12 protein-coding genes are annotated in these 12,017 nt (G+C 49.9%); 11 read left to right on the top strand and 1 reads right to left on the bottom strand.

Translation table 11 applies throughout. The features are described 5' to 3' along the window. Positions 1-111 precede the first annotated feature (111 nt). From DW819_RS07760 to DW819_RS07720, 10 genes are all read left to right on the top strand, one after another. Positions 112-690 (top strand): TetR/AcrR family transcriptional regulator C-terminal domain-containing protein, encoded by a 579-nt coding sequence (locus tag DW819_RS07760; protein WP_347560187.1) that lies wholly within the window; start codon positions 112-114, stop codon positions 688-690. Positions 691-947: 257 nt separating this feature from the next. Beyond that, positions 948-2,096 (top strand): lactaldehyde reductase, encoded by a 1,149-nt coding sequence (gene fucO, locus DW819_RS07755; RefSeq protein ID WP_118732809.1) that lies wholly within the window; start codon positions 948-950, stop codon positions 2,094-2,096. Positions 2,097-2,289: 193 nt separating this feature from the next. Next, positions 2,290-2,442 carry a hypothetical protein gene (locus DW819_RS15645; protein WP_182432595.1) on the top strand — a complete coding sequence of 51 codons (153 nt, stop codon included), beginning with the start codon at positions 2,290-2,292 and terminating at the stop codon, positions 2,440-2,442. Between the two features lie 548 nt (positions 2,443-2,990). Beyond that, complete coding sequence (locus tag DW819_RS07750) at positions 2,991-4,658, top strand: ABC transporter substrate-binding protein (protein WP_118732808.1); 1,668 nt, start codon at positions 2,991-2,993, stop codon at positions 4,656-4,658. Between the two features lie 120 nt (positions 4,659-4,778). Then, entirely contained in the window at positions 4,779-5,702 is a 924-nt protein-coding gene (locus DW819_RS07745; RefSeq protein WP_118732807.1) for an ABC transporter permease, read from the top strand. Position 5,703: 1 nt separating this feature from the next. Next, on the top strand, positions 5,704-6,597 hold the full coding sequence (nikC, locus tag DW819_RS07740; RefSeq protein WP_118732806.1) for a nickel transporter permease: 894 nt from the start codon (positions 5,704-5,706) through the stop codon (positions 6,595-6,597). An 18-nt stretch (positions 6,598-6,615) separates the two neighbouring features. Next, on the top strand, positions 6,616-7,653 hold the full coding sequence (locus DW819_RS07735) for an ABC transporter ATP-binding protein (protein ID WP_118732836.1): 1,038 nt from the start codon (positions 6,616-6,618) through the stop codon (positions 7,651-7,653). Then, complete coding sequence (locus DW819_RS07730) at positions 7,640-8,713, top strand: oligopeptide/dipeptide ABC transporter ATP-binding protein (RefSeq protein WP_243025685.1); 1,074 nt, start codon at positions 7,640-7,642, stop codon at positions 8,711-8,713. Before DW819_RS07735 ends, DW819_RS07730 begins: the two co-directional genes overlap by 14 nt. A gap of 78 nt (positions 8,714-8,791) precedes the next feature. Further along, positions 8,792-9,283 (top strand): GNAT family N-acetyltransferase, encoded by a 492-nt coding sequence (locus DW819_RS07725; protein ID WP_118732805.1) that lies wholly within the window; start codon positions 8,792-8,794, stop codon positions 9,281-9,283. Positions 9,284-9,456: 173 nt separating this feature from the next. Then, positions 9,457-10,002 (top strand): carbonic anhydrase, encoded by a 546-nt coding sequence (locus DW819_RS07720; RefSeq protein ID WP_118732804.1) that lies wholly within the window; start codon positions 9,457-9,459, stop codon positions 10,000-10,002. Between the two features lies 1 nt (position 10,003). On the opposite strand, the gene DW819_RS07715 is transcribed toward DW819_RS07720, so the two are convergent. Continuing rightward, a complete protein-coding gene (locus tag DW819_RS07715; protein ID WP_118732803.1) occupies positions 10,004-11,023 on the bottom strand; it encodes a sugar kinase in 1,020 nt (339 codons plus the stop codon). A 205-nt stretch (positions 11,024-11,228) separates the two neighbouring features. On the opposite strand from DW819_RS07715, the gene DW819_RS07710 reads away from it, so the two are divergent. Continuing rightward, positions 11,229-11,813 carry an HD domain-containing protein gene (locus DW819_RS07710; RefSeq protein ID WP_118732802.1) on the top strand — a complete coding sequence of 195 codons (585 nt, stop codon included), beginning with the start codon at positions 11,229-11,231 and terminating at the stop codon, positions 11,811-11,813. Positions 11,814-12,017: the final 204 nt, after the last annotated feature.

The raw sequence follows: 12,017 nt of genomic DNA, 5'->3' as shown, positions 1-12,017 counted from the left end.
GTGTTTTCCGGACGTATACGAAACCGTAACCGAAATTCGGGTAATCTGCTTGCTGTGGGACTGCGGTAATGATACAATATTGTAAGGAAATGTAAGGAGAAAGATAGCAGCATGATGGAACAGAAGACGACACAGGAAAAGCATGACCGTGCCAAATACAAGCTGGCGGCCTCCATCAAGGAGTGCATGAAGACCACCCCGGTAGACCGCATCACGGTGAAGGATATTGTGGAGGGCAGCGGCCTGACCCGCCAGACCTTTTACCGCAATTTCAAAGATAAATACGATCTCATCAACTGGTATTTTGACAAGCTGGTGCTGCAGTCCTTCGAGCAGATCGGCATGGGGAATACAGTAGGAGAGAGCCTGACCCAGAAGTTTGAGTTTATTTTAAATGAGAAGGCATTTTTTACCGAGGCTTTCCGGTCGGATGATTACAACTCTGTGAAGGAGCACGACTTTGAACTGATTCTGCAGTTTTACAAAGATCTCATTGCCAGAAAGACCAGCCGCCCGTTGGAGGAAGAGATGGAGTTTCTTCTGGAGATGTATTGCCGCGGGTCTGTGTATATGACAGAAAAATGGGTGCTTGGCGGGATGAAAGATACTCCGCGCCGCATGTCGGACAAGCTGGTGGAGGCAATGCCGCCGAAGCTGGAGAAAGTATTTTCAGAGCTGGAGCTTTTGTGAAAAAGCCGACGATTCTGCGAAACAGAGAAATTCCTGGGAAATTGAAAGATAGATAAAAATATACAATAAAAATTGTGAAAAACCAACAAATATAAGAAGAAAGTGACATAAGTGATACTTTGTCACTTTCTTTTTCTTGTTGCAGTTGTTAAAATAATATCAGCACGAAGCGGAAATGAGCTACAGAGTGCCGCTTAGAAGAGATGCAAACAGAAATTGAAAATCAAATGAGTATAGGCTCAAGGAGGATTTTTATCATGGCAAACAGAATCGTATTAAATGAAACTTCTTATCATGGCGCAGGCGCTATCAAAGAGATTGCAAATGAAGTAAAAGTCAGAGGCTTCGCAAAAGCTTTCGTATGTTCCGACCCGGATCTGATCAAATTTGGTGTAACCAAGAAGGTAACCGACGTTCTGGATGAGGCTGGTCTTGCTTATGAGATTTACTCCAATATCAAACCGAACCCGACCATCGAGAATGTACAGACCGGTGTTGCAGCATTTAAGGCATCCGGATCTGACTATCTCATCGCCATCGGCGGCGGTTCTTCCATGGATACCGCAAAAGCCATCGGCATCATCATCAACAACCCGGAGTTTGAGGATGTAAGAAGCCTTGAGGGCGTAGCTCCGACCAAGAAACCGTGCGTACCGATCATCGCAGTTCCGACCACCGCAGGTACCGCAGCAGAGGTTACCATCAACTACGTTATCACCGATGTTGAGAAAAAACGTAAATTTGTATGTGTAGACACTCACGATATTCCGGTTGTCGCAGTCATCGACCCGGATATGATGTCCAGCATGCCGAAGGGCCTGACCGCTTCCACCGGTATGGATGCCCTGACCCATGCAATTGAGGGATATATTACCAAGGGCGCCTGGGAGATGACCGATATGTTCCACTTAAAAGCAATCGAGATCATTTCCAACTCCTTACGCGGCGCAGTTGCAAACACCCCGGAGGGCAGAGAAGGAATGGCTCTGGGCCAGTATGTAGCAGGCATGGGCTTCTCCAACGTAGGTCTTGGTATTGTTCATTCCATGGCACACTCCCTGGGCGCTGTTTATGATACTCCACACGGCGTAGCAAACGCAATCCTTCTTCCGACCATTATGGAGTACAACGCTCCGTGCACCGGTGACAAGTACAAATACATCGCAAAGGCTATGGGCGTTGAGGGTGTAGAAACCATGAGCCAGGAAGAGTACCGCAAGGCTGCTGTAGACGCTGTGAAGAAGCTGTCAGCAGATGTAGGTATCCCGGCAGACTTAAAGGCCATCGTAAAAGAAGAGGATCTGGATTTCCTGTCTGAGTCCGCATACGCAGACGCATGCCGTCCGGGTAACCCGAGAGATACTTCCGTAGAGGAGATCAAGGAGCTGTATAAGTCCTTAATGTAATAAAATCATGAGATAAAGATAGGGCCAGAGAAAATCGCTTTAGAAACGGTTTTCTCTGGCCGTTCTTATGAATCCTGCTTACCGCTGTGAATAATTCCCGGGCCGGGCGGGGCAGTACGATATTTTGTTGCAGACATACGGAAAATGTGATAACCTACATATATAGGATTCCTCTGTATTATGGAGGAAGTATATGAGTAAAAAAACACTGGAAGAACTGGTAGCATTGCTTGATTTCGTAAAGGCAGATCTGGCTGGAATCGAAGCTGATTACGAAGACCCATTTGTAGAACAGCTTCAGAATTCTGTGCGTCGGATCAAAAAAGCCGAAGAAACAATTACTTAAGGAATTTGGAATTTAGCAGCAAAACAAACCGTTTCATGCGGTTGGGTTCGTGTGTGAATTTCGAAAAAAGTCTGGCTCATATCTCGATGGGCCGCTTTGCCTGAATGGCGAAATCTATTTGTAGTACATATCTTATAATCAAGGTCATTTCGACCGAAATCAAAATAGATACAGGGGAATTCTATACCATAAAAAAGGGACAACCGGGAATTACTTGTTGCCCTGTAAAAAACATGATATAAAATGATAGATAGTTATGAAAAAGGAAACAAAGGGGATACCATGGAAGAATGGATGGAGAAGGAGCAGAGGATTCTGGATTTGTGGAAGTAGAAATGCAGGTCGCCCCTTTCAGGGCCTTTACCTCCTCTTCTCGAAATCTCTGCCTCATCCCTCGAAATGATATTGAAAATCCCCTTTCAATGTGGTATGATTTCCTCATTAGCGGACATTTTAAAACTCAGTGAACATGCAAATGCAATGGTGCATCCTTTCGGGGCAATGCACCATTTTCGGGTTTTAAATGGTTCCAGGTAAAGGAGGATATTATGAAAAAGAAGATCAGTCTTATGCTGGCGGCTGCTCTGACAGCAGGTCTGGCGCTGACCGGCTGCGGCGGCAGCAAAACTTCCGATACAACAGATAATACTGCAGGCGCTGAGAACGAGAGCACGGCCGAGGTAAAGGGTGTGGATGTGGATACCACCGGTTACCTGGTTGCGGCTCTGAACGCAGATATTCAGACTGCGGATGTGCAGAAAACTTCCAAGGACTACGAGGTGCCGTTTAATATTTTTGATCGTCTGGTAGATGTTGAGGTGGGCACGGACGGCAATTCCAAGATTGTCCCGAGTCTGGCCGAAAGCTGGGATATTTCCGATGACGGCCTGGAGTATACCTTCCATTTAAGACAGGGTGTGAAGTTCCACAATGGCAATGACTTTACAGCAGAGGATGTGGCGTACACCTTCCACCGCATGCTGACCGTAGAAGGTGGCGTGAATACCGAGTTTATTGACCAGATCAAGGGCGCGGATGAACTCCTGGCAGGCGAGACGGATACCCTGGAAGGTGTTGAGGTGGTAGATGACTACACCATCAAGGTTACCTTAAAGGAGCCGTTTGCAGGCTTCCTGGCAAGCATTTCTTCTCCGGGTGTTTCTATTTACGACAGCGAGGCCACCGAGGCAGCGGGCGATCAGTTCGGCATGGATCCGGCTGTGACGGTTGGTACCGGCCCGTTTGAGTTTTCGTCCTGGAGCTTCAACAACCAGCTGGTTCTGACACGCAATGAGGATTACTGGAAGGGAGCTTCCGGGCTTCCGGGTGTTGTCATCAAGATCATTCCGGATACCGAGACCCAGTCCATGATGTTTGAAAGCGGAGAACTTGACATTCTCGACCTGGATTATGCTGCAGATTCTGCAGACCGCTTCACCGAGACTTATCCGGATCAGATCGTACAGGGCCCGCGTGTGGGTATCGTGTACTTTACCATGAACTTTAATAAGGAGCCGTTCCAGGATGTCAGAGTCCGCAAGGCGGTTCAGATGTCGATTGACCGCCAGGCTATTCTGGATGCCCTTTACGGCGGCAGAGGCCAGGTGGAGCAGGGAATCTTCCCACACGGTCTTATCGGCTTTAATCCGGATCAGGAGGAAATCAAGTACGATCCGGAGGCTGCGAAGGCGCTGCTTGCCGAGGCCGGCTATGCAGATGGCTTTGATATGGAGATTGCGGCAGACAGTTCCGCATCCGATACCATGACCATGGCGCTGGAGATTGTCAGCGATCAGCTTGCCGAGGTTGGCATCCGCGCAGAAATCAAGAATTACGATGAATCTACCTGGTTAGAAACCAGAAAATCCGGTGAGCTTGGTTCCTTCATGTCTACCTGGTCCGCAGATTACAACGATCCGGATAACTTTATCTATATCTTCTTCGGCAATGAAGAGAAAACAAGGATCCGTTCCATTAACTATCCGGATACGGAGGTGATGGAGCGTGTAGCAAAAGCGCGTACCATTGTAAATGAGGATGAACGTCTTGCAGAGTACAAGGCGCTGGAAGAGAAGCTCATCCACGAGGACGCAGCCTGGGTGCCGATGTTCTCCAGACTCCATCTGTTTGCAGTGAGCAAGCGGGTACAGGGCTTCGCACCGTTGTGGAGCGGATTGAGCGATCAGCTTTTCTACAATATTTCTTTGAGCGAGTAAACGCATAAATGCTAAGGGAGTGTTGCACCCAGAGCTTTGGCAGTCACAGGCATATCGTGGTTTGCCGGGCCTGTCTTCGCGGCACTCTCTTTTCCTATGTAATGTAGAGGAGGATGAAGTGTGTTAAGAAAAGTACTGAAACGGATTTTGATCTCCATCCCGGTTCTGGTAGGCGTGGTGCTGCTGATCTTTATCATGCTGCGCATTGTTCCGGGTGATCCGGTTACCACCATGATGGGAGAGCATGTGAATCCGGCGGTGATCGAGAAAATCAGTAAGGAAATGGGGCTGGACAAGCCATTGTATGTGCAGTTTTTGCAGTATATTGCCCATGCGCTTCGGGGGGATTTCGGAACATCCTACCGGCTGAACCGGAATGTGACAAAGATTATTCTGGAGGCATTCCCGAACACGGTGAAATTGTCTCTGCTGGCGGCTGTAGTGACCTGGATCATTGGTATTGCGGCAGGCATCATTGCGGCAGTGCGGCAGAATAAGCTGCTGGACCGCCTGTTTATGGGCGGCGCACTGATCGGTGTTTCCATGCCGGTATTCATGACAGCGCTGGTGCTGCAGTATCTGTTTGCGTTTAAGTTCAAATGGTTTCCGGTTTCCGGCTTTGATTCCTTTCGGGCCATGATTCTTCCGGCCATCGTGCTGGGCTGGAACTCTGCGGGAAGCATTGCCCGCATGACCCGTTCTAACCTGGTGGAGATTATGCAGAATGATTTTATCCGCACGGCACGGGCCAAGGGACTGCTGGAATCCGGTGTTATTGTGAAGCACGCACTGAAAAATGCCATGCTTCCGGTTGTCACCATGATGGCACTGCAGGTATCCAGCATGCTGTCCGGCGCGGTACTGACTGAGAGTGTGTTTGGTGTTCCGGGTATTGGCCGTCTGGCGGTGAACGCCATTGAGACAAGAGATATGCCGCTTTTGCAGGGCACGGTTATTTTTACTACCATTCTGATCATTGTGGGCAATCTGGTGGCAGATCTGCTTTACAATGTACTGGATCCGAGAATCAGGGAGGGCGCGTAAGATGGAAGAAAACAAGAATATGACGGATTTCAGCGCTCAGATCGGCAATGCAGACACCTGGCTGGACAAGGCAAAAACACTGGTGCGCCAGAATAAGCTGGCGGCCTTTTCCGCACTGCTGATTATTTTCATGATTCTCATTGCAGTTTTTGCCCCTCTGGTGGCACCTTATGATCACTTACAGCAGAGTCTTTCGGACCGCCTGCAGCATCCAAGTGCGGCTCACTGGCTTGGAACCGACGAGCTGGGGCGTGATGTGCTCAGCCGTATCATTTTTGGCGCGCGCATTTCCCTGACCATCGGTCTGGTGCCGACTCTGATCTCCATGGCCATTGGTACAGTGCTTGGCATGTATGCCGGTTTTTACGGCGGCAAGGTGGATTTCATCATCATGCGCCTGGCGGATGTGATGCTGGCATTCCCATCGCTGCTGCTGGCTATGGTTGTCATGTACACCATGGGCGGCGGCCTGATCAATATTTTTATTGCGTTAAGCCTGGTAAACTGGGCGGGAACCGCCCGCATTGTCCGTTCCCAGACCCTTTCTTTAAAGGAAAAAGAGTACGTGGAGGCAGCCCGCAGCATTGGTGTGAAAAAATGGGTCATCATGTTCCGGCACATTCTGCCGAACTGCATCCCGTCCCTGATCGTGCTGTTTACCTTAAATATTCCGTCAGCAATCTTATCGGAAGCATCCTTAAGCTTCCTGGGTGTCGGCGCGCAGCCGCCGAGTGCCAGCTGGGGCCTGATGGTGGTTCGCGGCAAGAAATATCTGTTCTCGGAACCCTGGCTTTCCATCGCGCCGAGTGTGGCCATCATGATCGTGGTCATGGCATTCAACTTCCTGGGGGATGGCCTCCGGGATGTGCTGGATCCGTACTTGAAAGAGCAGTAAAGGAGAGGAGAGATGAGCATGAGTGACTCGATCGTATTGGATATCCGTGATCTGAAATCCCACTTCTTTACCGCGAAGGGGGAAATTCCGGCGGTAGACGGTGTCAGTATTGAGGTTCCGGCCGGTAAGATCATTGGCATTGTAGGAGAGAGCGGCTGCGGCAAAAGCATGACCGCCATGTCTGTGATGGGACTGCTCCGTCATCCTGGCAGGATTGTCGGCGGCAGCATCACGCTGGACGGGCGTGATATCACCCATCTTTCTGCGCGGGAACTGGCGAAGGTGCGGGGAGACGAAATCTCCATGATCTTCCAGGAACCGATGACCTCCTTAAATCCGGTATATCCGGTGGGAAAACAGGTGCAGGAGGCAATCCTGCTCCACCAGAAGGTTTCCAAAGAAGAAGCAAAGCAGAGAGTGCTTGATATTTTCCGGGCGGTTGGAATCCCGGAGCCGGAGAAGCGTTATAAGAGCTATCCGCATCAGCTGTCCGGCGGTCTGCGCCAGAGAGTTATGATCGGCATGGCTATGGTGTGCCGCCCGAAGGTGATGATCGCGGATGAACCGACAACGGCTCTGGACGTGACCATTGAAGCGCAGATCCTTCAGCTGATGAAGAAGCTCTGTGAGGAGCAGGGGACTTCTATTATCCTGATCACCCACAATATGGGTGTGGTGGCGGAAATCTGCGATTATGTGTATGTCATGTATGCGGGCAAGGTGATGGAGCAGGCTGAGACCTTTGAGTTGTTTGACCACACCGCGCACCCGTATACCAAAGGACTGTTAAGGTCTATCCCGAAGCTGGATGAGCAGCCGGAACGGCTCTATACCATCGAGGGCGTGGTGCCGAACCTCTTGCATCTGCCGAAGGGCTGCCGCTTCTGTACCCGGTGTGAATGTGCCACAGAGCGGTGCTTTGCGGAGATGCCGGAGCTCTATGAGACGGCAGAAGGGCATAGAGTACGGTGCTTTTTAAGTGAAAATGAGGGAAATCGTGAACAGAAAGCAGAGAAGCTTCAGGCAGAGGAGGTGACCGGTGATGACTGCAGATGAGAAAAACAGAGAAATGGCTGACAGTCTGCCACAGATAGCAGGAAGCAATGCAGATAGCCGGAAACTGAAATCCCAGACAGCCGGTGACCGCAAAGTTCTCCTTTGCACCGAGCATCTGGTAAAGGAATTCCCCATCGGCGGTACGAAGAAAAATCCACTGGTGGTACATGCTGTGTCCGATGTGAATCTGGAAATATACGAAGGGGAGACCCTGGCCCTGGTAGGAGAGTCCGGCTGTGGCAAGAGCACCCTGGGCCGTGTGCTGATCCGTCTTCTGGATGCTACCTCCGGCAAGGTGGAATTTGAAGGCCAGGACATCACCGCCATGAAGGAGGCAGAATTTGCGAAAATCCGCAGACAGCTCCAGATCATTTTCCAGGATCCGTATGCTTCCTTAAATCCGCGCATGAGCGTGGCAAAGATTATCGCGGAGCCTCTTACCACGTATGGTCTGAGAGATAAAAAAGAACTGGAGGCGCGGGTGAAGGAGCTGATGAAGGAGGTTGGTATTCCGGAGGAGTTTTACAACCGGTATCCGCACCAGTTTTCCGGCGGACAACGCCAGAGAATCGGCATTGCCCGGGCCATTGCGCTGAATCCGAAGCTGATCGTCTGTGATGAGCCGGTGTCAGCCCTGGACGTTTCCATTCAGTCCCAGGTGTTAAACCTGTTAAAGGATTTACAGGAAGAATACAGGCTGACGTACCTGTCCATTTCCCATGACTTAAGCGTGGTGAAATTCATTGCGGACCGGGTATGCGTGATGTTTCTGGGAAGCATCTGCGAGGTGGGAGCGACGAAAGAACTCTACGATCATCCGCTACATCCCTATACCCGTTTTCTGATGAATGCCATTCCGAAGGCAGACCCGCATCTGCGAACCAGGGAAAAAGAACTGCTGACCGGCGAAATTCCTTCTCCGGTAAACCCGCCGTCCGGCTGTAAATTCCACACCAGATGCCCTTATGCACAGGAAATTTGTGGAAAAGAGCAGCCGCCATGCAGGAGGTTTGGGGACAGAACGGTGTTTTGTCATTTCCCGTTAGAGAAAGAAGCGTAAGCTGTGTGTGAACAGCAGTAGAAAAGTACAGGCAGTCCAGAAGAAAATGGACTGTCTGTTTGCATAAGGAGGCATTTTATGGCGTTTGTGTTTGAACATGTAAAGGAAAGCGAGGCAGACGAGGTTCTGGCGCTCTACTGTTCCCTGGTGGGAACCCCGTTTTGTGCCTGGACAGCCGATTACCCGGCCCGCAGTGATGTGGAGTTTGACCTTTCCCGCAATGCACTGTTCTGTCTGCGGGATGAGGAAACCGGCGAAATAGCCGGAGCCATTTCCATCGATCAGGATCCGAAGGTGGAGAGCCTGACCTGCTGGACACCGGAATTACAGCCGGGACGGGAGCTGTCCAGACTGGGCGTAAGGGAAGCGTATCAGAATCAGGGCATTGCCAGAAAGCTGATGGCCGGGGCCATGGAGGAGCTGCGGAGACAGGGATTTAAGAGTGTGCACATTCTGGTTGCAAAAGAAAATAAAAAGGCGCTCGCATCCTATAAGGTTTTTGAATATGAAACAGTTGGAGAGTGTTTTCTGCACGAACATGATTATTGGTGTTACGAAAAGGCATTATAATGTAAAAAATACAAATTATAAAACTCACAGCGGATAAGGCCGCCAGCTGTTGGAGAAGGAATAAATAAAGTTTCCATAAACAATACACTGATCTACTGACAATAGAACAGAAATCTGGTATATTGATGGAGCAGATAAAAAATTTGAGACACGCAGAAAGTGAGTGATAACACATGATAGATGAGATTATGGAGTACAATCGGAAATTTGTAGAGAACAAGGGCTATGAGCCGTATCTGACCAGTAAATATCCGGATAAGAAACTTGCGATTTTAACCTGTATGGATACCCGTCTGTTAGAGCTTCTTCCGGCGGCTCTCGGCATTAAAAATGGAGACGCAAAGATTATCAAGAATGCCGGCGGTGTGATTGTGCATCCTTACGGCAGTGTGGTTCGAAGCCTTCTGGTTGGTATTCTGGAACTGGGGGTCGAAGAGGTTATGGTCATTGGCCATACCGACTGCGGCGTGCAGGGTATGGATGGAAGCGAGATGCTTGACATGCTGGTGGAGCGCGGCATTGACCAGCAGCACATTGATATTGTGCGCCACAGCGGTATTGATTTGGAGCGCTGGCTTGGCGGCTTTGAGTCCGTGGAATCTTCAGTGCATGAGACGGTTCGCAGACTGAAAGAGCATCCGCTGATGCCGAATGATGTGCGGATCAGCGGATTTATCATGGATTCCGCAACCGGAGAACTGACCCGAGTAGAAGCGTAGGTTACCGGATTACATTTGTTTCACCGGTTTTCATAATCCGCAGAATTTCTTCTTCGCTTACCAGATTGAAATCGTGCTGGATCATCAGCTTCATGACGCTGGCGGTGATGGAAAAGTCAATAAGCTTTTGCGGAGAAAACTGATGTACAAGACCGTGGATCAATGCTCCGGCGAATGCATCTCCGGCTCCAACGGCTTCCAGGCTGTGTACGGTGTGGATGGGGCTTTCATAGAAGTGCCCGTCTTTTAAATAAATACCCATCCATTCACCATCCTCCGCAGTTTTTAAGTTGCGCAGGACGCTGGCAACGGCGCTGCAGTTCGGGTAGAGTTCCTGGATATTCTGCATGCCCTGGCGATACGTTTCAATCTGGTCGATGCCGTGCGCCATGTCGCCGTCAAAGGCGTGTATGCCAAGGGCTGCCTCAAAGTCCTCATCGTTGGCAATGCAGAGATCGACATACTGCATCAGTTCTTTCATGACGGACTGGGCTTTCTCACGGGACCACATTTTAGCCCGGTAATTTAAGTCGCAGATAACGGTGATGCCATGGGTGTGACAGTAGTTCAGCGCATTGGAAACGGCCTGCTCCACAGACGGACTGATAGCAGGAGTAACGCCGGAAAAGAAGAAAATATCGATGCCGGAGAGCAGGGCTTCCCAGTCAAATTCAGTTGCACTAGCTTTTGCCAGGGCACTTCCGGCCCGGTCGTAGAGAACGCTTGTTGGACGGATATCATTTCCCTTTTCAAAGTAATAAATGCCAAGGCGCGGGCCGCCCCGCAGGATACGGGAGGTATCTACACCGTAGCGGCGCAGCTCGTTAAATGCGGCATTGCCAACCGGATTGTCTGGCAGCTTGGTCAGAAAAGCGGCATCATCCCCGAGGGTGGAGAGGGAAACAGCCACGTTGGATTCCGCGCCGCCATAGCTGGCTTCAAACCCGTTTGCCTGCACGATCCGCAGGTGTTCCGGGGTTTTTAAACGGAGCATGATTTCTCCAAAGGTCAGTATTTTCATGAAAAGATCATCCTTTCAGATAGAATTTCCTGTGTTTGCTGTATGGTGTTTCTTCCTTGTATTATAACATGGATTCTGGGAGAAAAAAGAAATTTTTCTATCAGATTCTGCTGAAAGAGCGGGGAAAGTATGGTATGATGGTGAGCAAAAACAGCCGGGCAGAAGGACAAAGAGTAGCGCGCCTGGTAAAATCGGAGGAAATCATATGGACGAACGATTACAGAAACAGCTGGATTTTATCCTCGAGATCGATAAAGAAAAAAACATTTTCCGTCAGACCCACCTGAGTGGTCACGGACGCAACGAGAACGACGCGGAGCATGCCTGGCATATGGCTATCATGGCATATCTGCTGCAGGAGTATTCCAATGAGAAGATTGATGTGGCGCGGGTCATGCTTATGTGTCTGATTCATGATGTGGTGGAGATTGACGCGGGAGATACCTATGCCTACGATGCGGAGGGGTTAAAAACCCAGAAAGCGCGGGAAGAAGCGGCAAAAGAGCGGCTTTATTCCATGCTTCCGGAAGACCAGAAGGCTGATCTGACTGCAATCTTTGACGAATTCGAGGAACGAAAGACTCCGGAGGCAAAATTTGCGAGAGCACTCGATAATCTGCAGCCCCTGCTTTTAAACAACAGCAATGACGGTGGAGACTGGAGAAATCATGATGTGACTGCAGAGAAGGTATACGAAAGGCAATCCCGTACGCGGGAAGGTTCGGAGAAGCTGTTTGAAGTAACAGACAAGATTCTGAAAGAGAATATCGCAAAAGGAAATCTGAAATAAAAATATTGAGACGGAACCACTAAAAGGTCCGAAGTTCCGGAAACCGCGTACAGAAACGCAGAAACGGTGGAATTTTGTGCTTTGTTCACTGCGCCGCCTATTGTCAGACCTGCGACCCAAACTCGCACGCGCTGCGTGCTCAAACAAGGGTCTCTGGTCTGACGCTATGGTCGCTCACAAAGCAAATTCCAATGTTTCTGCTTA

The organism is Clostridium sp. AM33-3 (assembly GCF_003480315.1).
GTDB lineage: Bacteria > Bacillota > Clostridia > Lachnospirales > Lachnospiraceae > Brotaphodocola.
Note: the sequence above shows the minus strand (reverse complement) of the source record. Positions and strands in the feature narration are given on the sequence as shown.

Bases quoted from the DNA above. Each gene is read 5' to 3' on its own strand.
- DW819_RS07730 (WP_243025685.1), top strand. From the start codon at position 7,640: ATGACTGCAGATGAGAAAAACAGAGAAATGGCTGACAGTCTGCCACAG.
- DW819_RS07735 (WP_118732836.1), top strand. From the start codon at position 6,616: ATGAGTGACTCGATCGTATTGGATATCCGTGATCTGAAATCCCACTTC.
- DW819_RS07725 (WP_118732805.1), top strand. From the start codon at position 8,792: ATGGCGTTTGTGTTTGAACATGTAAAGGAAAGCGAGGCAGACGAGGTT.
- DW819_RS07720 (WP_118732804.1), top strand. From the start codon at position 9,457: ATGATAGATGAGATTATGGAGTACAATCGGAAATTTGTAGAGAACAAG.
- fucO (WP_118732809.1), top strand. From the start codon at position 948: ATGGCAAACAGAATCGTATTAAATGAAACTTCTTATCATGGCGCAGGC.
- nikC (WP_118732806.1), top strand. From the start codon at position 5,704: ATGGAAGAAAACAAGAATATGACGGATTTCAGCGCTCAGATCGGCAAT.
- DW819_RS15645 (WP_182432595.1), top strand. From the start codon at position 2,290: ATGAGTAAAAAAACACTGGAAGAACTGGTAGCATTGCTTGATTTCGTA.
- DW819_RS07760 (WP_347560187.1), top strand. From the start codon at position 112: ATGATGGAACAGAAGACGACACAGGAAAAGCATGACCGTGCCAAATAC.
- DW819_RS07750 (WP_118732808.1), top strand. From the start codon at position 2,991: ATGAAAAAGAAGATCAGTCTTATGCTGGCGGCTGCTCTGACAGCAGGT.
- DW819_RS07715 (WP_118732803.1), bottom strand. From the start codon at position 11,023: ATGAAAATACTGACCTTTGGAGAAATCATGCTCCGTTTAAAAACCCCG.
- DW819_RS07710 (WP_118732802.1), top strand. From the start codon at position 11,229: ATGGACGAACGATTACAGAAACAGCTGGATTTTATCCTCGAGATCGAT.